Annotated in this window: 20 protein-coding genes; 1 reads left to right on the top strand and 19 read right to left on the bottom strand. The window is 42.1% G+C overall.

Annotation, left to right across the window (positions count from 1 at the left end):
- Positions 1 to 18: 18 nt before the first annotated feature.
- Positions 19 to 2,268 carry a TraX family protein gene (locus T375_RS04075; protein WP_044935355.1) on the top strand — a complete coding sequence of 750 codons (2,250 nt, stop codon included), beginning with the start codon at positions 19 to 21 and terminating at the stop codon, positions 2,266 to 2,268.
- Between the two features lie 77 nt (positions 2,269 to 2,345).
- Here T375_RS04075 and T375_RS04070 read toward each other — a convergent pair whose 3' ends face one another.
- From T375_RS04070 to T375_RS03980, 19 genes are all read right to left on the bottom strand, one after another.
- On the bottom strand, positions 2,346 to 2,585 hold the full coding sequence (locus tag T375_RS04070) for an acyl carrier protein (RefSeq protein WP_044935352.1): 240 nt from the start codon (positions 2,583 to 2,585) through the stop codon (positions 2,346 to 2,348).
- A gap of 11 nt (positions 2,586 to 2,596) precedes the next feature.
- Positions 2,597 to 3,448, bottom strand: coding sequence for an AAC(3) family N-acetyltransferase (locus tag T375_RS13120; protein ID WP_049960283.1), 852 nt, complete (start codon positions 3,446 to 3,448; stop codon positions 2,597 to 2,599).
- Between the two features lie 9 nt (positions 3,449 to 3,457).
- Positions 3,458 to 4,762: a DUF4910 domain-containing protein gene (locus T375_RS04060; protein WP_044935350.1), complete on the bottom strand. Its 1,305-nt coding sequence runs from the start codon at positions 4,760 to 4,762 to the stop codon at positions 3,458 to 3,460.
- 3 nt (positions 4,763 to 4,765) lie between these two features.
- Positions 4,766 to 6,352, bottom strand: coding sequence for a glucosyltransferase domain-containing protein (locus T375_RS04055; RefSeq protein WP_044935347.1), 1,587 nt, complete (start codon positions 6,350 to 6,352; stop codon positions 4,766 to 4,768).
- 1 nt (position 6,353) lies between these two features.
- Entirely contained in the window at positions 6,354 to 7,316 is a 963-nt protein-coding gene (locus T375_RS04050) for a glycosyltransferase family 2 protein (protein ID WP_044935344.1), read from the bottom strand.
- A 15-nt stretch (positions 7,317 to 7,331) separates the two neighbouring features.
- A complete protein-coding gene (locus T375_RS04045; RefSeq protein WP_044935342.1) occupies positions 7,332 to 9,284 on the bottom strand; it encodes a polysaccharide biosynthesis protein in 1,953 nt (650 codons plus the stop codon).
- 300 nt (positions 9,285 to 9,584) lie between these two features.
- Positions 9,585 to 10,337: a hypothetical protein gene (locus T375_RS04040; protein WP_044935339.1), complete on the bottom strand. Its 753-nt coding sequence runs from the start codon at positions 10,335 to 10,337 to the stop codon at positions 9,585 to 9,587.
- A gap of 83 nt (positions 10,338 to 10,420) precedes the next feature.
- Positions 10,421 to 10,921: a pyridoxamine 5'-phosphate oxidase family protein gene (locus T375_RS04035; protein ID WP_044935337.1), complete on the bottom strand. Its 501-nt coding sequence runs from the start codon at positions 10,919 to 10,921 to the stop codon at positions 10,421 to 10,423.
- Positions 10,918 to 11,742, bottom strand: a complete 825-nt coding sequence (locus T375_RS04030; RefSeq protein WP_044935334.1) for a DUF2238 domain-containing protein — start codon at positions 11,740 to 11,742, stop codon at positions 10,918 to 10,920. Before T375_RS04030 ends, T375_RS04035 begins: the two co-directional genes overlap by 4 nt.
- Before the next feature lie 60 nt (positions 11,743 to 11,802).
- Positions 11,803 to 13,029, bottom strand: coding sequence for a hypothetical protein (locus tag T375_RS04025; RefSeq protein ID WP_044935332.1), 1,227 nt, complete (start codon positions 13,027 to 13,029; stop codon positions 11,803 to 11,805).
- Between the two features lie 557 nt (positions 13,030 to 13,586).
- Complete coding sequence (locus T375_RS04020) at positions 13,587 to 14,885, bottom strand: DegT/DnrJ/EryC1/StrS family aminotransferase (protein ID WP_044935331.1); 1,299 nt, start codon at positions 14,883 to 14,885, stop codon at positions 13,587 to 13,589.
- Positions 14,886 to 14,970: 85 nt separating this feature from the next.
- Positions 14,971 to 15,813, bottom strand: coding sequence for a sugar ABC transporter permease (locus T375_RS04015; RefSeq protein WP_033151948.1), 843 nt, complete (start codon positions 15,811 to 15,813; stop codon positions 14,971 to 14,973).
- Positions 15,813 to 17,225, bottom strand: coding sequence for a carbohydrate ABC transporter permease (locus tag T375_RS04010; protein ID WP_044935329.1), 1,413 nt, complete (start codon positions 17,223 to 17,225; stop codon positions 15,813 to 15,815). The genes T375_RS04015 and T375_RS04010 overlap by 1 nt, the downstream gene beginning before the upstream one ends.
- A 64-nt stretch (positions 17,226 to 17,289) precedes the next feature.
- Entirely contained in the window at positions 17,290 to 18,582 is a 1,293-nt protein-coding gene (locus T375_RS04005) for an extracellular solute-binding protein (protein WP_044936141.1), read from the bottom strand.
- A gap of 151 nt (positions 18,583 to 18,733) precedes the next feature.
- Positions 18,734 to 19,723: a LacI family DNA-binding transcriptional regulator gene (locus tag T375_RS04000; protein WP_049960282.1), complete on the bottom strand. Its 990-nt coding sequence runs from the start codon at positions 19,721 to 19,723 to the stop codon at positions 18,734 to 18,736.
- Between the two features lie 103 nt (positions 19,724 to 19,826).
- Entirely contained in the window at positions 19,827 to 20,891 is a 1,065-nt protein-coding gene (locus T375_RS03995; RefSeq protein ID WP_044935327.1) for a hypothetical protein, read from the bottom strand.
- An 11-nt stretch (positions 20,892 to 20,902) separates the two neighbouring features.
- Positions 20,903 to 22,351, bottom strand: a complete 1,449-nt coding sequence (locus T375_RS03990; protein ID WP_044935326.1) for an MBOAT family O-acyltransferase — start codon at positions 22,349 to 22,351, stop codon at positions 20,903 to 20,905.
- Between the two features lie 54 nt (positions 22,352 to 22,405).
- Positions 22,406 to 24,292, bottom strand: a complete 1,887-nt coding sequence (locus T375_RS03985) for an AAA family ATPase (RefSeq protein ID WP_081821966.1) — start codon at positions 24,290 to 24,292, stop codon at positions 22,406 to 22,408.
- 122 nt (positions 24,293 to 24,414) lie between these two features.
- Positions 24,415 to 25,485, bottom strand: a complete 1,071-nt coding sequence (locus T375_RS03980) for a calcium/sodium antiporter (protein WP_049960281.1) — start codon at positions 25,483 to 25,485, stop codon at positions 24,415 to 24,417.
- Positions 25,486 to 25,514 lie beyond the last annotated feature (29 nt).

Genomic DNA, 25,514 nt, shown 5'->3' with positions numbered 1-25,514 from the left:
TTATGGTATTATTCTAGTATGAAAAATTACGGACTAGACAGAACACAATTAAAAATTCTGGCAATCATTGCCATGGTGGTTGATCACACCGCTTGGGGATTTGTAGATTTCATGTCTCCTTTAGGACAGTTAATGCACATTTTCGGAAGGCTCACTCTTCCTATCATGTGCTTTTTTATCGCCGAAGGATACAGGCACACCAAGAGTCTACAGGAATATATCTATAGGATGTTGGCCTTTTCTGCCATCTCCATAATTCCATTTTATATTTTCTTTCATGAGGAATATGGCTATCGCCAAAACATCATTTTCGATTTGACGCTGGCGCTGCTTTGCCTTTGCATTTCCGAGGGAAAGATTTTCAAAAAATGGATGAAGATATGCTTGATTGCCCTGCTTGTGCTGATATCTCTTGTCATAGGCGGATGGGTTGTGATGCCAATCATCTACGTTTTCATCTTTTATTATGGAAAGGATTTCAAGGATAAGGCTATCAAATTTACTGGTGCCACTGTGCTTATGAGTGCAGTTCTTTCAGTGATGATAGTACTTAACCAACAGTATCATTTCTCCCAGTATGATTGGACCGTTCAGGAAAGACTTTATTTGCTTGGATTCGTATTTGCGTTAATTCCTTTGTATTTTTACAACGGCGAAAGAGGCAAGGATTTATTTGGCGGTTCAGGTATAGGCAGATATTTCTTCTACATCTTTTATCCTAGCCACTTTTTGCTGCTTGCTTACATAAGACACATCGTTCACGGATATACCTTGCAAAATGCTTACATCGATATCCATGTGCTAGCACTTTTGATTGCGCTGATTATCCTTTCATACGTGCTCACTTTGCACACCACTCGCGCTCAGATGGCAGTTACATTTTTCATGACTAGTGCGACCATGTATTTGTTCGGATTTGTAATGGAGATTACCACTTACGAAATCGAGGGTGTCTACACCGCAACCAAGCTTCAGTACTTTGCCGAATGTTTTGTGTTTATTGCAATCACTCTTTGCATTCAGGAGCTGACTCACACCAGATTGCCATATCCGGTTTATGTTTTTGAGTTTGTTTTCTCCACATTTGTCATGTATTGCATGTTCACCTGGCGGGAGAATCACCTGATGTACAAGGATGTGATTATGGACTATGATGGTCCATTCCCACGAATGTACGTGGTGGAATATGGAATTGTCTTCTATGCATTTGTGTTATACTGCTTGGCCATTTGCTTGATGGCTGTGGTCGTGGGATTTTACTCACTTCGTAATCACGATAATTTACAGAGAAAACGTCTAAGACTTTTGCTTCTTGGAATGATTACCATGTGGATTCCATATATCAGCAAGATGGTTGGTCTTTTTGACAAGTATGAAATCCCTGCTTTAACCATTCCATTTACTGCATATTTCGTTGTTCGTTCTTTGAAGAAATACAGCTACCTGGATTCTGTTGCCTTGGATTTTTCAAATGCAATTAATCGTGGTAATGAAGGAATCCTGGTGGTCGATAGAAACTTCAGCATCATGTATCACAACGAAGTGGTGCACCAGGTATTTGGCCAATTTATGAGATTTGATTCTGCAAAAAACGTGCCTGGGCTTTATGAAGCTCTCACAAGTGGAGAATCTACAATCACAAAGGACGGTCACACTTACGAGACTAGGGTTGAACCTCTTACAGAGCAAGGCCACAATATCGGTTCCATCCTTTGGATTTTTGATTTAACCGAGCATTTTGAATATCTTAGCTCTATAGAGAAATCCGCAAATACGGATTCACTTACAGGACTACTTAATAGAAAAGCTTTCGAGAAAAAAGTGGGCGAGGCCCTTGAAAGGAAGGAAGGCGGCGCCTTCTTTATGGTGGATTTGGACAACTTTAAGCACGTTAACGACAACCACGGTCACGACGCTGGAGATATTATTCTGACTACCCTTTCAAATGTAATCAAGCAAGAGCAGACTCGTGATATGAATCACAACTTGATTGCCGGCCGTGTTGGTGGTGATGAATTCACCCTCTACTATGAAGGCATCACTGATAAGCGAGCCCTCAGCAATTTTGCTCACTTGCTTATCGACAATTTTGACAACAAGCTACTGGCCACTGATTATCCTGGTGTTACATCCATTTCACTGGGAATTTCCATGACAGGCGGTAGCGAGCTTGCACCAGCAAAGGCATATAATCAGCTTTACAAAGAGGCTGACGAAGCACTGTATATTGCCAAGGGTGCTGGCAAGAAAACATTTGCATTTAGGTAAGAATTTCTAAATAAAACTAAGAGCTATCTGTTGGCAATGGCCTTCAGATAGCTCTTTTGTTTATGTATTAATGTGGGTTATGCGTGGCTAGCCACTACATCCACAATGCTGCCTACATTTTTGAGACCGGCAACTTCGTCCATTGTGAACTGGAATTCAAATTCGTCCTCGATCATTTCGATGAGGTTCATCTGCATAAGTGAGTCCCAGCCTTCGATGTCGTTTGCTGTAGTAGATTCACTGATTTCAAGGCTGTCATCGTCGAAGGCATCCTGAAAGATTTCGTTTATTTTAGATAAGATTTCTTCTCTGTTCATGGTAATCTCCTTTATTCTAATCCTTTTACTTCGTAAGGAACTGTCTTTGGCTTTGACCAGTCCAAGGTGTAGTTTTCGAATTTTAGTGTATTGGCACCGTCAGCGCGCATATCTGCAGCGATGACTGGGTAGGCTGCACCAAGGTCGCAAACGCAAAGGCCAAGGCTGTGGATTTCGCCAGCTTTTGCTACGCCATTTGAAACAAGCCATTCATTGGTGATGCTGATTTCCTGGATGACATCCAGATCACGGACATACATGCAGTAGCAGCGCTTTTCTGTAACGCCATATTTATCTGTGTAGTCGCCAAAGAAATACTTTGGATGGCGATAAGGAACATCAACGCACTGCTCTACGTAGTGACCGAAGGTGATACCCTGGTGAGCTTCAATATCGAAGAACAATTGCTTACCACCGTTGTCACGAAGATATGTGAATGGACCTGCGTCACCCCAGGCATCCTGATTACTCATAGCTGCAAGGCGGTGTGCGTTCTTACCCCAAACCATAAAGGAATACATTGGGTGCTTGGTACGGATGAAGTCGGTTCTGTTTTTAAGAATCCAGTTGTTGAGAGCGCCGACCTCGCCTGGTGTGTTTAAATAGTCGAAGCCATTGCCTCGACAAAAGTCCCAGGAAAAAACTGGAAATAGTAGTGTGCCTTCCTCTCCAACTAAATCCTGTAACGTATTTACGAATTCATTTAAGAAATCATTTCTCTGTTTTACCTTAACCTGGCATTCGTTTTTGGCAACGAATAAAAGGTTTGTAATATCGCTGGCAACGTATACCATGTCGCCATGGGCAATACCTAGGGATTCGATTTCTTTTTTTATATCATTTAATAATTCTTGTGATGTCATTTTTTCCTCTTATTTTACTTCTACCAAGCCATTTTCATGAAGCTTGTGAGCGATGTCGATTAGCTCTTTTACAGGCACTCCTGTGATTTCGGAAATGCCAATCAAATCGTTGCGACCATCGGCGTAAGTCATGAAATACATCATGGCCATAACTGCATCGTAGCTTCCCTTTTTGCTGACTGTTGGGAAGAGACCGCGCTTGCCAAGCTGTGGCTCGCAACAAACTGTCATGACAAAAGTCTTGTTGTTTTCAAGAGCATCTACCACCTGAGTGACAACATCATATGCTCCATGAAATCCCTCTGGGCTAACGAGAGTCATATCATCGGCGCTGGTGTGGTACTCTGGGTACTCGCCAAACTTGCTGCGGCAGAAGCAAACCACTGGAAGGTCCACACCTGCTGAATTGTACTGGCGCTCGTCTGAGCCGCGCTTCAAAAAGCTGTAGTCGCTATATTTTCCTTCTGTATGAGTTTTTAGAACATTCGTAAGAACTCTGTCAGCAAGGGTATCTGCGTATTTACTATGTACAATTGAATAATCTCTGTCGTCGCCTACGCAAGAAAGATTAAATCCTGCAACAATATGCTGCTTCATGTGTTGCAAATGGTTGTCTGTAGCGATGTATGTGATGGAACCGATTGTCTCTGGAATGATGATGAATCGGTATGTGTAATGACGATTCTGTATCGTTTTTACGTATTTGATAAGCTCACACATCAGCACTGGTCCAGAGACCTCGTTGTTGGCCATAGATGGGTGGCAGTCGTATGTGGAGAAGAAAATCTCCTCATCAGATTCACCTGGAAGAACAAGCTCTGCGTATGTAAGATTGCCTTCGAAAAGCTCTGAATCGATGTACATGTGATACTTGCCAGGCTTGAGGCTATCAAGTTGATTCTGGCTCATGCAGAATCCGTAGCGCTCCTTGTAATAGCTGGTTACGTATGGAACGATGTCCGGCTGATCTGGCAAAGTGAAAATGTGCTGCTTCAATTCTTCTAAATCAACCCACTCATCGATTGGGGTAGAATAGCCCATCACGTGGAGGTTGCTGACAGCCATATCTACTATGTGATTGCCTGCCTCATCCTCGATGTAGGCTGCGTTTATCTTCCATTCCTTTGGAACATTCCAGTCGAAAACCTGGGTGCCGCTGGCAACATTTTTTATTTCGAAGGTGACGCCATCATCGCCTGCAATCCTATCGGAACACATCTTTAATGTCTGGCGAACGCCCTCGCCTGTGATGCTTCGGTTGATAGGAAAAAGCTCTGTGGCAAAATCATACATGCTCTGTCCGATTGAACTCATGAATTACTCTCCTAGCTTAACAATTACTTTTCCATCAATCACTGCGATTGAACCGTCATTTGGATATGTTGGCATAGCCTGAACCTCAGCGCTATCGGCGTATGTACCGTCGTCCTCGATAAGAAGGTCGTTGCCAAATCCAAGATGCTCCTGCATGAAATATCTTGAGCCGCCGTAAGTGATGATGTCGGTGAAGCGAGGATATTTTTCTAGCTGAACTGCCTCAAGCTGATCTACTGAATCCACCTTGGCATTGGTGCCGTCGGAAAGATTTTCCCAGCCAACGAAGACAATTTCCATATCATCGGAAAAGCCCTCAGTGGCTTTGATGTTTGCTACAAGCTCGGTGTAGTAGGCAGTGGCCTGCTCCTCTGCGATTTCTGCCTTCATGTAGGCAGCGTTATCAAGATATATGTAACCCACAGTGAGAACTGCAAGTGAAAGAATCTGAATCCATGTGGCGATTGATGTAAGGCTGCGAATGATGCCCGCCTTAAACTCCTGGGCATCCAGCATCTCAATCAAAAATACTGGAAGAAGGAATACGAAAATGTTGCCGTAAACCATCAGCGAATCTACGTGATATTCCTCACTGGTAGAAAGAAGGTAAACCACATTCATTCCGATTGGAAGGAAAACAAGGCCAACCAATGAGACGATTTTCACTGCCACTTTATTGGAGCTTCGAACCAACATCACTGCAAGCTGGATGATTGTAACGACAACAACAAGTGCTGTGAAAGCTCTGAGATAAAGGAGCGCGTTGATGCCAGCCTGACGGAATCCAAAGAAAGCTGAAAGGCTTTTGATAATCTGATTTGGAAGAAGGGCAAGGCTATAGCCATCGTCCATTCCCTTGTAATCAACGGCTTCGATGCCTTTGATGTGCTGAGTGATGAGGCGCATAACACCCCAGATACCAAGGCCTGCTACGAGCTCTGCCAAATATGTGAAACCGCGTTTTGCATACTCACCGATAGAAGTGATTTCATTTTTCAAAACGCCAAGTGTAAGTGACACGAGAAATGCTGCGATTGTAACAGCGAAAAATGCCTGGTAGATACCAAGGCTAAGTGATAAAACAACAGCGGAAAGGATGAAGTTTTTCACTGATAAAGACTTAAGCAAAATCTTGGCCGCAAGGACCGCAAGAAGGAGTGCCAGGAAGTATTCCCATGCTGTAAACATGAATGAGAAAATGCTGGTGACTACCGGATATACGGACATGATTGCGCCGATGAAAGCAGCTGCAACCTTTGACTTAATCTGGAACATATCCACAATAAGCATTGCTGCAAAGCCGATGAAAATCAAAGACAAGATGCCATTGAAAACAGGCACTGAGAAAAGCTTTGCGGTCATCATCTGAATATCGTAGATGAATCCAAGAACCCATCTGCCGGATTCGTATGTGCCGCCAAGTGAAAACAGGCAGGCTGCATTGTCATGATATGAAATGCGGTTGAACAAAACATATCCATGGGCCACAAGACCAGCCACCAACACTGCAATCATGGCTGTAAGCTGTGTGGCTGTGAAATGATTTTTGATTTTCGAAAATGCTGTCTCTATCTGAGATGTGAAATTCATATTATTGCAATTCCTCTCCATCTTTTGTGATTACGCTATCAACGATGTAAATTGGACGATTCTTGACCTCGGCGAAAATGATTGCAAGGTACTCTGAAACGAATCCAAGAATGATGAACAATACACCAAACATAAAGCAAAGTAAAACGATGATTGTTGAGTATCCATCAGGTGCAGTGCCAAGGAAGTACTGAACGATGGAATAAATCATGAGAATGAAGGCAGCCACAAGTGACAGAAGGCCTGCATAGATTCCCATCTTAAGTGGTGCATCTGAAAAGTTGCAGATGGCATTAAGTGAAAGGGCGATGAGCGACTTGATGTTGTAGTTGCTTTCGCCGGCGATACGTGATGACGCCTCAAACTCAAGTGTTGTCTTTTTAAAGCCAACATTCTGAACATATCCGCGAAGAAAGCGAACGCGCTCGCGGTAATCTTTCTTTAATACAAGGGCAACTCTGCGGGAGATGCCGAAGAAATCTGATGAGTTGTTTTCGAACTTTGTCTTGCCTGAAAGCATATTCATGACTTTGTAGAAGCCCCAAGATGTGACGCGCTTGATAAGACCGGCGTCCTGGCGGGCTGTACGAATCATAGAAATAACATCATATCCCTCATCAAATTTGCGAGCCATATCTGCAAGTGATTCTGGTGGATGCTGCAAATCTGCATCCATGCAAACAACTGCATCGCCGGTAGAATAATCGATGCCGGCAATCATAGCAGCTTCGTGGCCACGGTTGGCTGCAAAATTTACAACCTTCACATGGTCATCCTGAGCAGCAAAATCACGAAGGATATTGATGCTGTCATCACGACTGCCATCGTTTACAAAAATGAGCTCGTAGTCCCAGCCAGTCTGTGCAAAATCAGTGGCAAGGACCTGATTGGTATGCTCGTAAAACTGATGCAAACCAAGGGCCTCATTATATACTGAAACAACAATTGATAATTTCTTAGCCATTTTGGATTAATCCTTTCAGCCTTTGAATGTAGGCACTGTTTCTCTGATCTTCTGTACAACCTCTGGAGCCTCGTTGCTGTATGCAAGAGTCATGAGGCACTGAAGATTCTTTATGAATTCCTCTGAATCAAACTTGATTGGCTCAGCCACGTGAATCAGATGGTTTTCTGTTTCCTTAAGACCTTCCTCGCTCATAAGCTTTTCTTCGTAAAGCTTCTCGCCTGGGCGAAGGCCGATTTCTTCGATTTCAATATCAACGTCTGGACGAAGACCTGCAAGCTCAATCATGTTGCGGGCAAGGTCCAAAATCTTTACAGGCTCACCCATATCAAGGACGAAGATTTCGCCACCTGATGCATTAGCGCCTGCCTTAAGTACAAGGCTGACAGCCTCTGGGATAGTCATGAAATAGCGGATGATGTCACGGTGTGTAAGTGTGACAGGGCCGCCCTCTGCTATCTGTTTTTTGAAAAGAGGCACAACGGAACCGTTTGAACCAAGCACGTTTCCGAAACGTACTGCAACGTACTCTGTGTGACCGCTGCCTGCTGGCACCTTTTCAGAATCTGCTGTATCGATATCAACCTGGTGAGTGATAAGTATTGGAAGCATATCCTCGTGGTTGTTGCGAACCATGTTGTCGAAGGTCTGGATGATCATTTCGCATATACGTTTTGTAGCACCCATAACGTTTGTAGGGTTAACAGCCTTATCTGTGCTGATGAGAACGAAACGGTCGCATCCATATTTCATTGCAGCATAAGCTGTCTTATATGTACCAACTGCATTGTTTTTGATTGCCTCGCAAGGGCTATCCTCCATGAGAGGCACGTGCTTGTGAGCTGCAGCGTGGTAGCAGATGTTTGGTCTGTAGGTTTCAAAAACTGATTCGATACGACGGGCGTCGCGAACCGAACCGATAAGTGTAACTAAATCAAGCTGTGGATATTTGTGCTTGAGCTCAAGCTGGATATCGTAAGCGTTGTTTTCATAAACATCAAAAATGATAAGCTGCTTTGGACCATACTTTGCAATCTGGCGGCAAAGCTCAGAACCGATGGAACCGCCACCACCTGTGACAAGAACGACCTTGCCCTGAAGCTGAGCAGCAACATCCTCCTGGTGAAGGCTGATTGGATCACGTCCAAGTACATCCTCGATAGTGATGTTCTGAAGGTTGCCAGCGCTGATGATGCCAGCCTTTTCAGCGTACATATTTGGAAGCTGCTTGATGCGGCAGTTTGTTTCCTTGCAAAGATTGATAAGGTTACGCTTTTCGCTAGGTGCAAGTGTAGCGATGGCAATGTAGATTTCCTTTATCTCGTATTTTTCAACGGCATAAAGGATTTTGTCGCGGCCACCAATAACCTCTACTCCATCGATGTAACGTCCCCATTTGTTAGGATTGTCATCGATGATGCAAACGACCTTGGCAGAACCATTTGCTCCGCCGTTTACAAAATTGACGTCACGAAGAATCATACGGCCTGCTGAGCCAGCGCCGATAAGAAGTACGTTTGTATCAGCATTGCCTGCCTCGCGGCTGTCGCGAAGAAGCAAGATAAATCGATATGAAAAACGGATAACCACGCCAAAGAAGAACTGGAACCCGATTCCGAATACGTAATATGAAATTGGCATTCTGTAGATGAATGCTGTGACGATAACTGCGTTTGCTACGAGTGTTACGGCTGTAGAAAGAACCAATTTCTTGAGCTCGTAGAAGCTGGCGAAACGCCAAATGCTTCGGTACAAGCCAAAGAGCTGGTAAATCACAACTGTAAAGATAGCGTATGGAATGATGATAAGATAATACTTTTCAAGATAATATGGTTCGATATGAGAAAACTGACAATCGAATCTAAGCCATAGCGCAAGAAAATACGAAAGCACAACGGTTATAAAATCGTAGGCAAGTAAGAAATATGCCACCTTGTGCCAATGCTTCATTTTATTCATAATCTCCATTTAAGATTAATCCTCCAGTAAATAAAAAATACGATATCTGGGTAATCGATACTATTCACAGTACCTAAACTACATTCATAATTGAACTCCTTCAGAGTTCTATTAAGTGCTAAAGCACTTGTAATTATTCATGTAGTTTAGGTCACTGATTCCAGTTAATAAATATTTAAGTATTATTCTCTTACAAGCAAGCTTGACAAGAATAAATACTTAAACATTTATTACTGTGAATAGTAACACTGTAAGCCCATGATATCGTATTATAACATAAATCGAATCTAATAATATAGGTAATGACTATTATTTCAAACCAGTTACTTCATATTCCTGAGTCACAGGATCTGGAATCATTCCGTAGTTCTGTGCACAGTATGCCTGAAGATCCTCACCAAAGTTTGGACCGTATGTTACTGTAATCTTATCTCCATTTGAAAGACCAGATGATGTATCTGCACGGAATGTGATTCCTTCGTAAATATCATCATCGGATGTGATTTCAAGCTCTACAACACCCTCGCCATCATTTCCTGAGAATGTAACCTTGAGGTCATCGAAAGGATTGAATGTAACAACATCAGCAAGACCAACTACTGACAGCTCCTGAGCATCTGCCTCAAGCTTGATGCCGTAGTGCTCTGCGATGTAGTCCTCATCGATGCTCCATGAAAGCACAACCTCATCACCGTTTGAAAGGTCTGTAGATGTGTTGAGCTCGTATGTGATACGTGACTGCAAATCAAGATCTGCAAATAAGCCTTCCTTGAAGATGTCCTGTGTGTCTGTCAAGCCAAGCTTGTCAGCCTCACGCTGAATCTTTGAATCAAGCTTTGCATTCTGAGAAAAGTCATACAAGAACTCATCATTATCAAATGTGACTGTAGCTGTTCCCATTGAATCATAACCTGAGAATTCAACTGTAACATAGTCGTTGATATTCATCTTCTTTGGCGCGTTGAGGAAATAGAATACACCACCTGCAACTGCTGCAATTACAACTAATATCGCAATTATAATAAATTTCTTACTTCCCTTTTTCTGTTCATTTTCTGCCATAATAAACCTCCTTAAATTTGGTTTTAGCACTTCAAGAATGATACTACAAATCCACGGGTGAATGCAAACTTATTATGTGGGCTTTAGAAAGTTTTAGAATTGCCAGGCATTGGGCGGCGCTTTGCTGTAAGCTCCTCCACATCAATTCGCATAACCGTTACAATAGAAACCATTCGCTCGTCAAACTGGAAATCATCCTTGCCAGTTTGTGTCTTCATGAGGGCTACCAGGGCAGCAATTTTCTCCTGTGGATTCTCTACGATTGTCACCTTGCCAAAGCCCATGGCACATTCGTAGACTGTGCCATACTGACAAGCCATGCGGCCTTCGAAAGGAGCCACATTGCACTCCATTGTGAAGCAGCAGTTGGGGTTCTTTCTTATTATGTCCAGCTTGCGGCCTTCGTGGGCACCGTGAAGATATATGATGTAGTGGCCATCCGCCGGGTCCTTCACCACTCCATAGTTGAGCGGCACCACGTATGGCATGCCATCATCCACCAGCCCCAAGTGCAGGTACTGGCTTGTGTTTAGGATTTTGTCTATTTCTGCTGGATCTGTGATTTCTCTTTCTCTACGTCTCATTGTGGGTCTCCTTTTTGTATAGTATTGTTTTCTACTGGCTTAATCATGAGATTGTCTGCTATAGCTGACTTTTTAGAAAACTTTAGTGTTGTGTAGCCAATAATACTAAAGGCTACCGCCCCAACTAGATTAACTAGCAAGTCCTTCATGGTGTCGATAATTCCAATATCCAGATAGCCGCCGGGTACTGTGTATGATTGGCCATCGGCTGTGTTGATTACTGTGTCAGTGATGTTATTAATGACAAATGGCATGCCGCTGTCGTTTGGATCAAGTGTAACTGAGCCGATGGTCTGGACTATGAAGTCTTTTTGCATATCAACATAGAAAAGCTGATCCATTGCAAACTCAAAGAATTCCCAGATTACTCCCACAGTCATAGAGAAGCAAAAGGCGACAAGCGTCAAATAGAATGGAGATAAGTTAAAATGCTTGCTACCTCTGTTCAGCAAGTAAATAAGTGAGAATCCAATAGCAGCACACAGGAATCCATTCATAGTGTGAAGCATTGTGTCCCAGCCAGGAATGATTACATAATAGTGATTCACTTCACCAAGGATTTCTGCAGCATATATGAATCCAAATATGATAGCCTGAAACACTGCAGGAAACTCAATCTTCATCTGCTTCTGCAGAACTGCAGGCATTAAAAACAGAAGTAGTGACAAGATACAGATTGCGGCACTTTCATAGTTCTGCGTTATGATACATCTGATAAGTGTAAGTATAACCAGCCCACGTAAAATCAAATAAAATATGAAAGTTCGCTTATTCTTTTTATAGCTATCCACTAGTGAATTCTTATAATCGATTATCTTCATGCTGCCGCCTTTCTCCTTGTTTATATATTAAAGTAAGGATAGCAAACTGGGTGGGCAATATCAATCGAAGAAATCATCTCCCAATCCCATAATCCTAGAAAGTATTTCTATGTTCTTCTCACTTTTCCCTTCGATAAAACGAATGTCTTCTTCCGCCATTTGATACATTATTGAAGCCGGGCGAATCTGCACTTCCAAATCCTCATAATGCTCTTTCCAAGGTCTTGACATCACCTCATATAAAGCTTCAATATGAAAATCAGTTCCGTTTTCTAATTCAACTCCAAATCTTAAATCATTGTTCCTGATAGCATTTTTTAATTCTTTAATTTCTTGCTTTTTAAAGCCTTTTTTCCTTAAGATTTCGCTATTTATTGTATAAACCCCTTTTGTATTATCAGCTCTTATAAAATCGAGAACAACATCCCAGAACAATAATACTTCTCTTATTGTATCCTGTATTAAATTCATAGAATCCCATTCTTTTTTCTCCTTATACTCATCAAAAGTTTGTATTTCAATTGCAACATAATCGTATCTATGAACTCTGTAATAAAGAACTTTTTTCTCTTTGGAATTAAGTAGTGAGTAAAAGCTTTCCATCTCAGATTCTACATCGATTTGATCATACAAATCATCAGCATCTCCGTCATAGTTTTCCATATATTTAATATAAATTTCATCAGCAATTTCTAGTATTTCTTTTGCATTCTCAAATTCTTGATATTCATCGGTTTCGCCATATGAAACATCTTCCCAAAATCTCCTTTCTATTTCATTTTTTAATACTTTTTCATACTGATATTTTGCTTTCGCCATAAGAAATTCTCTAAGTGCTACATCTGATGATTCAGCATTAACAAATATCATGTCATCCGCTTTTGTATTGAACGAATCAAAATCATAATCCCAATCGTGTAGTTTCAAATCATATTTTTCCGCTATCATAAAGCTCTTATTTTTAGGATAATATCGTTCATGTTTTTCTCTAAAGTGTGATACTCCTTTATAGGTTGCTTTTTTCTGTAGACGTGGATATCCTTCTCTCCTATACGCTTCCTCCGCCATTGCAAACCTTACTTCATCAATTGTGTCTGAAATACTAATTCCTTTTATTGCTTTAAAATATTTTCTGTCATAATAGTTTATGTCCTTAATCTTCAATCCGTTTTTATTGAGTGTTTCAATAACCATATCCTTGATATAATTGTTGCCTTTTTCTTCCTCAACACATTTCTCAATTATTTCAACGGCTAAATAAATTGTGTCTTTATATTTTTTCTCCATTTAAAGCCTCCTTTCATTCTTGCAACGAATATACTATGTATTAACGCCAAAAACTTGTTTTTATTTATTATTTTTTGGGAAATCTAAAAGAAATGATGTCAAAGAAGGTAAAACAATTACCTGCGATTAAGTGAATACTTAATGACTGGATTTTCTCACTTAATTTTTTATAAGTGGGAATAGAGGAATCCAATTTAACACTTAACTTTGCAAAATCCAGTTAAGTGGATTTTGCAAACACTATTTTTTCACTTATATGTTTTGCCAAAAAGTTAAGTGAAATTCAGCTGTTTTAATTTCCCACGCAACAATTTGGCTATTTTTGTTAAGTGAATTTTCCAGTCTAGATTTCCCACTTAAGAATGTTAAGTTTTTAAAATTTTCATTTTATTACACTTAACTCTCCTCCCTAAAATTGCGTTTATTTACAGTTTTCCAAAATCCACTTAACTTCCCCGCTCCCCGCATAAAAAAGGCCATGCCGGCGGAGCCGGGCATGGCCTTGGTAGCCCAAGAACTGTGGTAGTTCAAAGACTATGGTTATTCAAAAACTAATTTTATTCAAAGCAAGCGCGGATGACTTCGATGATTCTATCCTGCTGCTCTGGAGTCATTTTGTTGTCGCTAGGGAGGCAGAGGCCGCGGGCGAAGATGTCGCTGCCCATGTCAAGTGGCTGGCCGTCGGAACCGAGGGCGCCGCCTGCGATGTAGGCGTTGGTAACGGCGCGGCCGTTGCCTTCGCGAGTGATGAACGGATTCAAGCGGTAGATTGGCTGCATGTGCATTGGCTTCCAGATTGGGCGGCCTTCTGCGTTGATGCTTGCGATAGCATCAAGAATTTCAGTTGGGCAGCTCTTGCCGTGCTCAGGTGTGTAAAGCACATCCTGCTCGCCGCGAACCTGTGGGCACATTGCTTCCTTATCGATGATCATGCATGACAACCAGTAGTTTGGCTCAGAGTTCTCAAAGTCGATAGGGTTCATCTGAACTGGAAGTCCCTTGAAGCCATCGCGGTATCTTTCGTAGATAGCCTTCTTCTGGGCGATGTGTTCCTCAAGGTGAGGGAACTGACCGCGAACAACACCTGCGATGACGTTGCTCATGCGGTAGTTGTAGCCAAGTTCCTCATGCTGGTACCAAGCTGCAGCTTCACGGGCCTGAGTAGACCACTTGCGAACCTTTTCAGCGGCCTCTTTGCTGTCTGTAAGGAAGCATCCACCAGCTGAGCCAGTGATGATTTTATTTCCGTTGAATGAGATGGTGTTGAACTGACCGAATGAACCAGTCTGAACACCCTTGTATGTAGCTCCAAGTGACTCGGCAGCATCCTCAACAAGGATAGCGCCGTGCTTTTGGATGATAGCGTTTAATTCATCAAGCTTACCAGGTGTGCCGTAAAGGTGAGCGCAAACAACAACCTTTACCTCTGGGTAGATTTCGAATGCCTTTTCAAGGGCAACTGGATCCATGTTCCATGTGTCTGCTTCAGTGTCGATGAATACAGGGATACCGCCTTCGTAAACTACAGGGTTTACAGTTGCATCGAAAGTCATATCTGTACAGAAAACGTGATGGCCTTCGAGAGCACCGTGGCCTACCTGAGGCATGCCGTAAGCCTGAATACCTGCAAGCTTGCAAGAGAGATGAAGTGATGCTGTGCCGGCTGAAAGTGCAACGGCATATTTCACTCCTACCTTTTCTGCAGCAAGACGCTCAACCTCTGTGAGGTTTGCACCTACTGTAGACATCCAGTTTGTATCGTAAGCTTCCTGCACGTATTTGATTTCCTCACCGTGCATTGTTGGCGATGAAAGCCAAACCTTATCTTCAAATTTATCAAATGATTTTGTAAGCATTTTTATCTCCTTGTTCAAAAACAAAAAATAGCTGTGGCGAACCACAGCTATCATTATACTACAAAATATTTATTTTTCGAGTGGCTTATCCTTTGACTGCTCCGCCAGTTACACCTTCAACGTAGAATTTCTGCATGATGATGAACAAAATAGAGATTGGTACGGCAATCATAAGTCCACCGCAGCAGAAGTATGTGAAGTACTGGTTAACCAAGGCTCTCTGCAAAAGATTGAAAAGGCCAAGAGCCATTGTCCAGTCTGATGCATCCTTTGACTTAATCATCAAACGAACCATAACGAAATCCATCCATGGATTCAGGAAGGAATTGATTACGGTGTAAACAATCATTGGCTTTGAAAGTGGCACAACAATCTTTGCGAAGATGGTGGCTTCCGATGCGCCCTCAAGCTTTGCTGCTTCGTGCAAAGATACTGGAATGGTGTCGAAAAATCCTTTCAAAATCAGATAGCCAAGTCCTGATGCTCCTGAATAAAGAATGATAAGTCCAACTACGCTATCTGTCAGTCCAAGCATCTTCAGGATGAAGTACATGGCAATCATTGAAAGGACGCCTGGGAACATGCCGAGGATCAATGAAAAGCTCATGAGCTTCTTTCTACCTTTGAATTCGATGAATGAAAACGCATATGCGGTCATGATTACAAAGATAGATGAAACAAGGCAGCTGAATACACCGATTATCATAGAGTTTTTGAACCATGCTGGGAAGTTGGCAGTTGAGTCTGGTTCGAAAAACAGCTGGTGATAGTTGGCAAGTGTCCAGTGAGCAGGGAAAAAGTGGTTTGTGTTGATTCCCTTTTGTGTGCTGAAAGTGGTGACAACCAGCCAGAAAACTGGTATCAACCAAATGAAAGCCAAGATAGCTAAAAATACGTGTCTTCCGATTATTTTACCTGTTTTTTTCATTATCTATATACCCCCTCTTTATCTCCACCTATCATTCTTGAGAAAGTAAGAAGTGAAAGGGCTGCACAAACTATGAATGTTATGATACCGATAACTGATGCCATCTTGAAGTTCGAGTACTCGTTTGTCAGTCTGAATAGCCAAGTGATGAGCAGGTCAACTTCGGTGGCATGTGAGTTTGCCATAGACATGTTTGTTGTCTTGTAGTTGTATGTTAGCAAATAAATAACGTTGAAGTTGTTGATATTTGCAATTACTGACTGGATTAATGATGGGCCGGTGATGAACATTACGTAAGGCATTGTAATCTTCCAGAAAATCTGGAATTTGTTGGCGCCATCGATTTTTGCTGATTCAATCTGGTCTGATGGGATGTTCATAAGGATACCTGTTGCAACAAGCATCTGATATGGAATACCAACCCAGATATTTACCAGGATGATGGTCACGTGAGCCCAGCCTGGTCGTGACAAGAATGGAATGAAGGCATCGCCTGCGTTTAGTAGTCCGATGTTCTTGAAGAAATCAAGAATACCTACATTTGCACAAAACGTATTTACGATACCATAATCACCAAACATCTTGCTGATAAGAAGCAATGTTACGAACTGTGGAATACCGATTGTGATAACAAAAAGTGTTCTCCACATGCCCTTTAGCTTTGTATCGTCGTGGTTGATGAACTGAGCCAAAAGGATTCCACCAAGGAATGTTGTTGCTGTTGCAAGGACAGCCCAGATTAATGTCCAAACCAAAACTCTTACAAACGCGTAGCCAAATGTGATGGTCTGGCTGGTTGTAAAGAGGTTTACAAAGTTCTTAAATCCAACCCATGTGAACAGATATGTTGGTGGCTGGTGATTCTCATCGTAATTCGTAAATGCGATACCTACCATGAATAGGATTGGAATAATGTTGATAAGAATTACTCCAATACTTGGCAATGTAAGAAGAGTGATGTGGAAGCGCTCGTTTTTGAAGCTCACGATATCTTCCTTAAATGTACTTAGGTGCTCCCCTTCTTCCTGCATCTTTTGAAGGCGATAAACGGCCTTGATGTTTGCAATATATAGTGCCAGAAACGCGATGATAACAAGGATTCCGATGATTCCGTAAAGGAGAATCAAAAGCGAGTTATCAAAGTCATTTACTGTTTTTTGCATAGTTAGTGGATCAAAGATTTCCTCTCTTTGGACTGTTCCGAGAGTATTAAGCTTTGACATGTATGGGGCGAAAACGCGAAAAATTGAGGCGATTACTCCTACCTCAAGCAAAGTCATCAGTATTCCGCGGGCTATTTGTTTTCGTCCGAAATATCCAGCACCCATAATCAAAAGGGAGAGTTTAACCCAGATGTCGCCTTTGGCTATGGATGTGAAAAAGTCTTTAAAGTATACGCCAATTTTCTTCATAGAATTATTCCTCTGATTTATAAAAGGGCTTCTCCATTCGGAGAAGCCCGAAAAAGTTTTAAATCTACTCTACCGGTTGAGTAATACCTGCAACAGCATCATCAAGAACTTCCTGGCTTACTTTGCCGTCGAGGATGTTCTTTCCAAGTGACTCTGCTGGTGTCCAGTAGTTGCCACCAACTCTCTGAAGCTCTGCGAATTCTGACTGAGCTGCAAGAGCATCAAGTGCTACTGAAGAAGCCTGTGCAAGTGCCTCTGTGTTTGAAGGGCCTTCGCCTGTAGCTGCGTATACAGCTTCCTGTGTCTCAGCGTTTGTAAGGTACTCAGCAAGAAGCATTGACCAACCTGTGTTCTCTGCGTATGCATTAACACCTACGAACTTGTAGCCTGAGTATGAAGCCATCTGCTTGTCTTCGCCGTTAACCTGGAATGTAGGAAGCTTTGTAGCTGCATAGCCATCGCCATAAGCCTCTGAGAATGCGTTAACATTCCATGTACCAGAAACGTATGCTACAACCTTGCCATCGTTAAGGTTTGCAAGAAGATCATCGTTGCCATAGCTCTTGAATGCGCTTGAAGATGCGATGCTCTGAAGTGATTCTGCAGCTGCAAGACCTGTTTCAGAGTTCCAATCGCAGTTGTTTGACTGATCTTCATTTTCTGTAAGTGTACATCCAGCGCCCTGGAAGATACCGTAGAGGTACCAACCGTTTGCAACTTCGAAACCAACTTCCTTGCCGAGCTCCTCAGCCTTAGCTGTAAGTGCTTCCCAAGATGCTACGTCTTCCTCTGAAAGCTGTGATGAATCATAGTATAAGAAATAACCGTTTGAAGCTGTGAATGGGTAGCCATACTGCTTGCCTTCATACTGTCCAGCTTCAACTGTTGCTGGTGTATCTGTTTCGTTCATGTCATATGTGTACTGAGCTGCTACTTCGTTAAGAGCGCCTGCCTTAACAAGTGCCTCAAGCTGATCGTCTGGGAATACATAAACATCAGCTGCTGCCTCAACATCCTCAAGTACACGATCCTTCATATCAGCTTCTGATACAGCACCGATTGTGATGTTGAAATCTACATCAGGATACTCAGCTTCGAAAGCGTCGCAACGCTCTTTCATTACTGTCTGGTATTCCTCTGTCTCTGAGCACCAAAGCTCGATATTTACTGTGCCTTCTGTTGCAGCGATAAGATTTGCGATAGCATCCTCAGATGATGCTTCCTCTGTAGCTTCTGTAGATTCCTCTGTTGTTGAACCTGTCTCAGCTGTAGTCTCTTCTGCTGCGCCCCCGCATCCAACAAAAGCTGATGTAGCCATTGCTGAAACAAGAAGTGCTGATAATAACTTCTTCTTCATTATTACTTCCTCCATTTTCTTCATTTTTTATACTCCGGTGATTGCGACTTTGCGCAATCGGTTGTTCTTCATACATAATCCTAATGCTTATGTCGTTTTTCGTCAATTAAGCATTTCCGACAACTATTTTATGACATTTTTGTGAATATTACTAATTTGTGCTGTCTCTCATTTGGATATTAAAGTCGCTCAAGGTGAGATTTGTGACATCTTCCCCATCTAAGTTGCGCATAAGCATAGACAAGCCTTCGGCCCCCAGCTTTTTTGCATCGAAGTACAAGCTAGTGATAGATGGTTTTGATGTAGATAATAAATTTGAATCGTAAAAGCTGCACAGCTTGATGTCATCTGGAACAGATAGTCCATCGTTGTGCAAACAATTAAGAACTGAATTGCAAAGCATGTCGTCCATGCAGACTATGCACTCGGCTCCCTCTGCAATGGCAGTCTTCAAGACTTTGTCCATGCGGTCGCTTTTGTGCATGTTTAGATAAATCTGATTTTCATCAGCCTTCATTCCACGATTAATAAAGCCCTGGCGGAAGCCTGCCAAACGGCTGTGAGTAACGTTGATATTTTCGCCACCACCAATAAGGGCCATCCGAGTGATGCCCTTGTCGATAAGTGTTTCGATCATGCGTGTGGCTGCCCCCTCATTATCGTGATCGATAAAAGGAACACCTGGCTCCATTGGGTCGCCCACTACGATGTATGGAATTGCTGCGTCTTTTAGGAAATTGATAACTTTAGAATCCTGCTCGCAACGGCTGACCATAACAGCGTCGATTTTTTTGTTGCGCACTGCGTGCTTCAACGCTGATATGCCGTCGTTATCTGCAAGAATGATAAGAACGTCGTATTCGTATTCCATGGCTCTGTCGCAGACACCTGTCATGAGAGTCTGGAAATATGGCATCTCGCCGAGAGCTGAATCGGCAGGGAAAACCAGCCCCACGTTGAATGTGCGGCTAGCTGCCAAAGACCTGGCAACGGCGCTAGGTCTGTAATTTATTTCTTTTATGAAGGCATTAACTTTTGCCCTGGTTTCCTCGGAAATTCTGCCTTTACCAGAGATAGCTCTGGATACTGTTGTTTTGGAAAGCCCCAATTCTTTTGCGATTTTATCTAATGTATAACCCATAGTTTCCCCCTAATACTGTGGTCTTCTATCAAGCTATCACAATAGAATCGGTTTTGCAAACGGTTGCGCACATTTTGTTAAATAGTAACAAAATTGCATGCCACTATTCGAACAATGCGTCATAATCATAGTTGCCGTAGAAGTCTTCCATGAAGTCGAAATAGTCCTGGACATTGTCCTCAGTGAGCTCGTCCTTACCTTCGGCGATCATCTCCAAAATCTCTGTGTTATATTCTGGAACGAAGTGGCTCATATCCTTGAACATATCCAAGTTTTCTGCCACATCTGTTTCCTGAAGGAATGAATAGAGGTGGACGTTGTCGTAGCCAAGGAGCATGCCGATAGTGTAGCGCTCAGCTGCCATGTAGCGCTCAAGGTTGCCCTGCTGATTCAGGTAATCGAAATAGTACATGCTGAATGGTGGGAAGAAAATGTAGAAATCCACATCAGGGTGCTCTTCTATCTGCCTGATGAAATTTGTATTTATGTTTTCTTCCACGATGGCCATATCTTCCTCTGTGAACTCCAGAGTCTCTTCGCTTTTCTCCTCGCGGATGTAGCTGTCGTCCAAAACATCTTTGCCAAACTCAGAGTACATGCCCCAGTTTGAATAATCATCAAAGGATGTGCCGGAATAGCCAGCGCGAGTGAGGCGCAGGTCGTCGTAGGCATCCTGGATTGTATATTTGTTTAGAAGATATTCCACGTCATCGAATGGATCATTGTCGTAGAGGTATGTTGGGTAGAGGCTTTCGTCGTAGCGCATCTGCTCCGCAGTGTTGAGAAGTCCCAGGTAATCCACTGATCTAAATACCATCTTGATGTCGTTGCCACTTTCAAAAACTGCATCTAAGGTGTCGCTGATTTCCTTGTTGGAGCCTCCCAGGTATGTGAGCTTGATAGAGTTGGTTCCAAAAAGGCGATCGATATCGCTGGTCTTGTAGTTTGATGCCATGGATGTGCCAACCAAAACTGCATCGTACTGAAAGTGTTTTGCTATACCGTTGTTCTGGTAGCGCTCCTTGCTAAGGATGTAGGAAATGTGCTGATTCTGTCCGTGATAGTGAAAATATGGATCGATGTAGATGACCACAGCACTCACTGCAGCAAGGCCCACTAATATTACAGCCAAATAGGCAATTATCCAATTTTTAAATTTCCCTTCCATTATTACTTCCCCTAAAAATTGAAATATAAAAATGTGCTAATTCCTGAGAATGAAAGAATGCTCCAAATCATCAAGCATGACATTACAAGCATATTGATGACATTTGGCTTGAACTCCTTCATCTTTTCAAAGCCGTTCTTTGGAATCAGTGCGATAAATAGCGCAACTGCAAACATGCCTACCACATCAATGTAAGCGAAGTTTTTGATAACTGGTAGCTTGTCCAGAATCAGGTGAAGCTCCCAGAATGTAAACTGAGATGTGAGCTCCGCGCCAATTGGATCAAAGTGTCCGCCGAAGGCACGGCGGATAAGCTCTGTGGCAGTGGCGATGGAATCTGCTCTGAAGAACACCCACATAATATTTACAAAGAAAAATGTAACAGCCCAACCGATAATCTTTGGAACCTTGTCAAAAAACTTATGTCCCATTCTGTGGATGATGGATGCGATGCCGTGGCCCACGCCCCAAAGGATGAAGGTGAAGCCGGCGCCATGCCAGAATCCGCTGACAAGGAATACGATGAAGATATTCACATAGGTGCGAACCTTGCCCTTACGATTTCCACCAAGTGGGATGTAGATGTAGCGTGTCAAAAATCTGGTGAGGGTCATGTGCCATCTGTCCCAGAAATCGTCGATTGAAATGGCCTTGTATGGGCTGTTGAAATTCAGTGGTAGGTCGATGTTGAACATCTGGCCAATACCGATGGCCATGTCGCAGTAGCCGCTGAAGTCAAAGTAAATCTGAACTGTATAGGCCAGGATGACAACGATTGCCTCGGTAGAGTTGATGTTTAGAATCTCGTCATAGCCGTAGTTTACTGCGCAGCCAAGGGTGTCTGCGATAAGCACCTTCTTTGCCATACCGATGGTAAAAAGATAGATGCCGCGAGCAAAGTTTTCAGCATTGATGTGCTTTTTACTGTCGTCCATCAACTGTGGCACTAGCTCGTCATGAGTGACGATTGGTCCAGCAATGAGCTGTGGAAAAAAGATGACGTAGCAGGCATACTCCAAAAATGAGTAACAGGCCACATCTCCCTTGTAGCTATCCACGATGAATGATATCTGCTGGAATGTGAAAAAGCTGATGCCGAGAGGCAACACGATGTAAAGCAAATTGAACTCTGTCTTGAAGATCATGTTTACTGTGCTGATAAAAAAGTCCATGTATTTGAAATAGAAAAGGACCGCAACATTAAGGCATACACCAATAACCATAAGAACTTTTTTCTTGTCCTTATGGCTAAGCATTAAGCGGTATATTAAATAATTAAAACATACACTGGAAATGATAATTATGAGATACCATGGATTGAAATATCCATAAAACCAAAGTGACATGCCAAGCAAAAAGACATTTGCCAGCCTGTACTTTCTGAAAAATCCCAGTCCATAATAGCCTGCCAAACAGAGTGGCAGGAAAAGTAAAACAAAAATATAAGAATTGAATAACATTATAATCCCCTGATATTACCCTTATTATTTATCTATAGCGATTTGCGATGGCGGTTAGCCGATTAACACACGCTTTCCTTCGAAAGCGAACCCATAATGATATATCATATCTTCTTGAATGCCTTTATTCAACAGGTCTGCATCATAGTTTTTATCTTTTATCTGTTTTAAGGCATTTTTAACGGTGTCTTCCAAAGTCTTTTCATCATCTGAATCATGAACTTTAAACTCTAAAATATATGCAGGATTGTCCTTTTTGATTGGTTCAAGACATACATCATATCTGCCAAATCCACTCTCCCTGTTTGACACTATATGATATTTATCAGCTAATTCAACCAACAAGCCTAGCACGAATCCATGATAAAACCTTTCTGGCTCAGCATACTCGGAAGGACGATTTCCAACATCGAATGATGAAAAAGTATTTAACGCAACATCGTTCATAAACTTGTTCATGTACTTTACATCATTTTTCAGCAGGGCTTCAATGAAATCATTGTATCTGCTGCTTCCACCTTCAAACCAACGACGCACCATATCTTCATACATATGCATTACTTCGTTATTCGTAACAGCTATTCGACATTTCTTGCGCATACCGATTTCACCAAGCTCTTCCACAATTTTCAAATAGCCCGAAGCTAGAAGCATACTGAATACGCCGGATTCATTTCTATCAATCAAATTGAAAACTATTTCTTCATCTATTAAGGTCTCTATAGATTCTCCTTTTAACAGAGCCTCAAACTGCTTTTTGATATCAGAACTTCCCTCGCGAATAAGCTTATCGATTAACATGTTGCTACTGGTGTTTGCCCAATAAGCATCAAGCTTCTTTGAATCCAAAAACTGGGTAATTGACCATGGATTGTAAATATCATTTTTCGTACCTATTTTAAATCCATCGTACCACTTCTGGACCTCTTTCTTTTGGTCAAGCAAATCATATTCATCAAGGGCTGACATTACTTCTTCGCTGGTGAACCCAAAGGTAGATTCATATTTTGCTGTGGTAAGGGAGGCGACCTTTAAATTGTTCAGGTCAGAAAAGATTGATTCCTTGCTGACTCTGGTTATGCCAGTCATTATAGCTCGTTCCAAATAAATATTTGTTTTAAAGGTAGCGTTAAAAATATTTCTGACAAAGGATTTGATTTCATCCCAGAAACCATCTACATAAGCCTCCTGAAGAGGAGTGTCATATTCATCCATAAGTATGATAACTTTTTTGTTGTATTTTCTATATAAAAGCTCGCAAATAAAATTGATAGCATTGCTGGCCACGGCATCCGGCATATCGTAGCCCACCATATTCCAGTAATCCCTATCCTTGTCAGTAACAAAATCGCTTTCGATAAGATACTGATTTTTGCGATACAAGCTAACGATTTCCTGGATAATCTGCTGCTTAGCCATTTCGTATGTGTTGCCTTTGACCGATGCAAAGCTTAATAACAGAGTAGGGTATGTCCCCTGGATATCACGATATTCAGGCTCATTCCATATGGCAAGATTTTTGAATAAATCCCTGGTATCGTCATAAGCGTTAGAAAAGAAATAGTCAAGCATGCTCATATTCAACGTCTTTCCGAAGCGACGAGGACGTGTAATAAGAGTGACGACATCCCCACTCTCCCACCATTCTTTGATGAACATGGTCTTATCTTTATAAAAATAGTTGTTTTCAATGATGGTCTTAAAGTCTTGATTACCAATGGAGATTTCCCTTGGATTATCTCGGGCTGTGTGTTCAGAAATGTGCCCTGGGTACAAAGCTTCTTCCAACGCTGCAATAGTATCCAAACGTGGAGATTCTATTTTCCCACCCAAAACTTTTTGCACTGTACTAAGATTAACCCCTGATTTCGTTGCAATCTGCTCGTAAGTTAACCCCTGTTCAGCTTTTGCCTTTTTTAGATTTTCAATACGTTCATTCATATAATCACCACCCAAATTGCAATTTCGTTCTCGTAAAATTGCAATTAATTGCAATTTCTTAATTGGAGTATAACAAAAAATTGCAATTTTGTTAACCAAAATTGCAATTTATCCTTTCAGTATTAAATTCTCATAGCTGCATAGCCTACAGTCATTACATACATGAAGATCATTATCAGACCTTCTTTTCTCGTGATTTTTCTTTCGGTGAAGGCGTAGCCCCAGGAGATGATTGTAATTACCAGCAAAATCAGAATGTCATATACTGAGGCGACGTTGACAGCGACAGGTGAGATTATCGCTGAGACTCCGAGGATGAATAGCAGGTTGAAGATATTTGAGCCAAGGACGTTTCCCAATGCGATACCTAGCTGGCCTTTTCGGGTGGCGATGATGGAAGTGACCAGCTCAGGGAGGGATGTGCCTATAGCTACGATAGTTAGGCCTACCAAGGTTTCTGACATACCTGCTTGCAAGGCTAACGTCTTGGCGCTGTATACTACAAGCTTGCCTCCGGCGATTATCATGATAAGGCCTGCGATTATAAATACTGCACACCGCTTGTTGGAGTATATTCCGACACTGGACATATCCTCCAAAGCACTATTCTTTTCTTTCATGAATATCCAAGCAACATATAGGATGTATGAAAGTAAAAGCCCAGCTCCGCCAAGGCCCGAAATTGTTGCGACATTTTCTGTTACAACCTGGCCAGTTGATTTGAAGTGGCTGATTATGGAGAATCCTCCAATTGCTACAAACACCGCCAGCGTTGACACTGCTTCAACTGTAAAGTCTCTTTTGATGATTCCTTTCTCTACCACCAGCGGGGACATTACAGCGCAGATGCCAAGGATTCCCAGTAAGTTGAACATATTGGAGCCTATGATATTACTCAGTGCTATCTCGCTAGAGTGCTCCGCCGCAGCTGTGACACTTACTGCCAGCTCCGGAGCGCTGGTTCCACAGGCCACAATCGTAAGTCCTATGATTAAGCCTGATACTTTAAAATTATTCGCCAGTGCTGCGCTGCCATCTACAAATTTGTTGGCGCCGAACACGAGCAGTGCGAATCCTACTAATAAAATTAAAATTGTAATTATCATGGCTGCATTGTAACGAGCAAACCTAAAATTTATGTAAATCTGAAAAACATCTTCCGGCTTTACATATACTATACCTGACAAGTTCATATTAGAACTGTACCTATTAATGCAAAAAC

The organism is Pseudobutyrivibrio sp. LB2011 (assembly GCF_000701765.1).
Classification (GTDB): Bacteria; Bacillota; Clostridia; order Lachnospirales; family Lachnospiraceae; genus Pseudobutyrivibrio; species Pseudobutyrivibrio ruminis.
The sequence above is the reverse complement of the archived record's forward strand: the minus strand, read 5'-3'. Positions and strand labels throughout refer to the sequence as shown.

Bases quoted from the DNA above. Each gene is read 5' to 3' on its own strand.
- T375_RS04045 (WP_044935342.1), bottom strand. From the start codon at position 9,284: ATGGAGATTATGAATAAAATGAAGCATTGGCACAAGGTGGCATATTTC.
- T375_RS13120 (WP_049960283.1), bottom strand. From the start codon at position 3,448: ATGACATCACAAGAATTATTAAATGATATAAAAAAAGAAATCGAATCC.
- T375_RS04035 (WP_044935337.1), bottom strand. From the start codon at position 10,921: ATGAGACGTAGAGAAAGAGAAATCACAGATCCAGCAGAAATAGACAAA.
- T375_RS03990 (WP_044935326.1), bottom strand. From the start codon at position 22,351: ATGTTATTCAATTCTTATATTTTTGTTTTACTTTTCCTGCCACTCTGT.
- T375_RS03985 (WP_081821966.1), bottom strand. From the start codon at position 24,292: ATGAATGAACGTATTGAAAATCTAAAAAAGGCAAAAGCTGAACAGGGG.
- T375_RS03995 (WP_044935327.1), bottom strand. From the start codon at position 20,891: ATGGAAGGGAAATTTAAAAATTGGATAATTGCCTATTTGGCTGTAATA.
- T375_RS04050 (WP_044935344.1), bottom strand. From the start codon at position 7,316: ATGGCTAAGAAATTATCAATTGTTGTTTCAGTATATAATGAGGCCCTT.
- T375_RS04020 (WP_044935331.1), bottom strand. From the start codon at position 14,885: ATGCTTACAAAATCATTTGATAAATTTGAAGATAAGGTTTGGCTTTCA.
- T375_RS04040 (WP_044935339.1), bottom strand. From the start codon at position 10,337: ATGGCAGAAAATGAACAGAAAAAGGGAAGTAAGAAATTTATTATAATT.
- T375_RS04010 (WP_044935329.1), bottom strand. From the start codon at position 17,225: ATGAAGAAAATTGGCGTATACTTTAAAGACTTTTTCACATCCATAGCC.
- T375_RS04025 (WP_044935332.1), bottom strand. From the start codon at position 13,029: ATGGAGAAAAAATATAAAGACACAATTTATTTAGCCGTTGAAATAATT.
- T375_RS04005 (WP_044936141.1), bottom strand. From the start codon at position 18,582: ATGAAGAAGAAGTTATTATCAGCACTTCTTGTTTCAGCAATGGCTACA.
- T375_RS04000 (WP_049960282.1), bottom strand. From the start codon at position 19,723: ATGGGTTATACATTAGATAAAATCGCAAAAGAATTGGGGCTTTCCAAA.
- T375_RS04030 (WP_044935334.1), bottom strand. From the start codon at position 11,742: ATGAAGATAATCGATTATAAGAATTCACTAGTGGATAGCTATAAAAAG.
- T375_RS04060 (WP_044935350.1), bottom strand. From the start codon at position 4,762: ATGAGTTCAATCGGACAGAGCATGTATGATTTTGCCACAGAGCTTTTT.
- T375_RS04055 (WP_044935347.1), bottom strand. From the start codon at position 6,352: ATGAATTTCACATCTCAGATAGAGACAGCATTTTCGAAAATCAAAAAT.
- T375_RS03980 (WP_049960281.1), bottom strand. From the start codon at position 25,485: ATGAACTTGTCAGGTATAGTATATGTAAAGCCGGAAGATGTTTTTCAG.
- T375_RS04015 (WP_033151948.1), bottom strand. From the start codon at position 15,813: ATGAAAAAAACAGGTAAAATAATCGGAAGACACGTATTTTTAGCTATC.
- T375_RS04070 (WP_044935352.1), bottom strand. From the start codon at position 2,585: ATGAACAGAGAAGAAATCTTATCTAAAATAAACGAAATCTTTCAGGAT.
- T375_RS04075 (WP_044935355.1), top strand. From the start codon at position 19: ATGAAAAATTACGGACTAGACAGAACACAATTAAAAATTCTGGCAATC.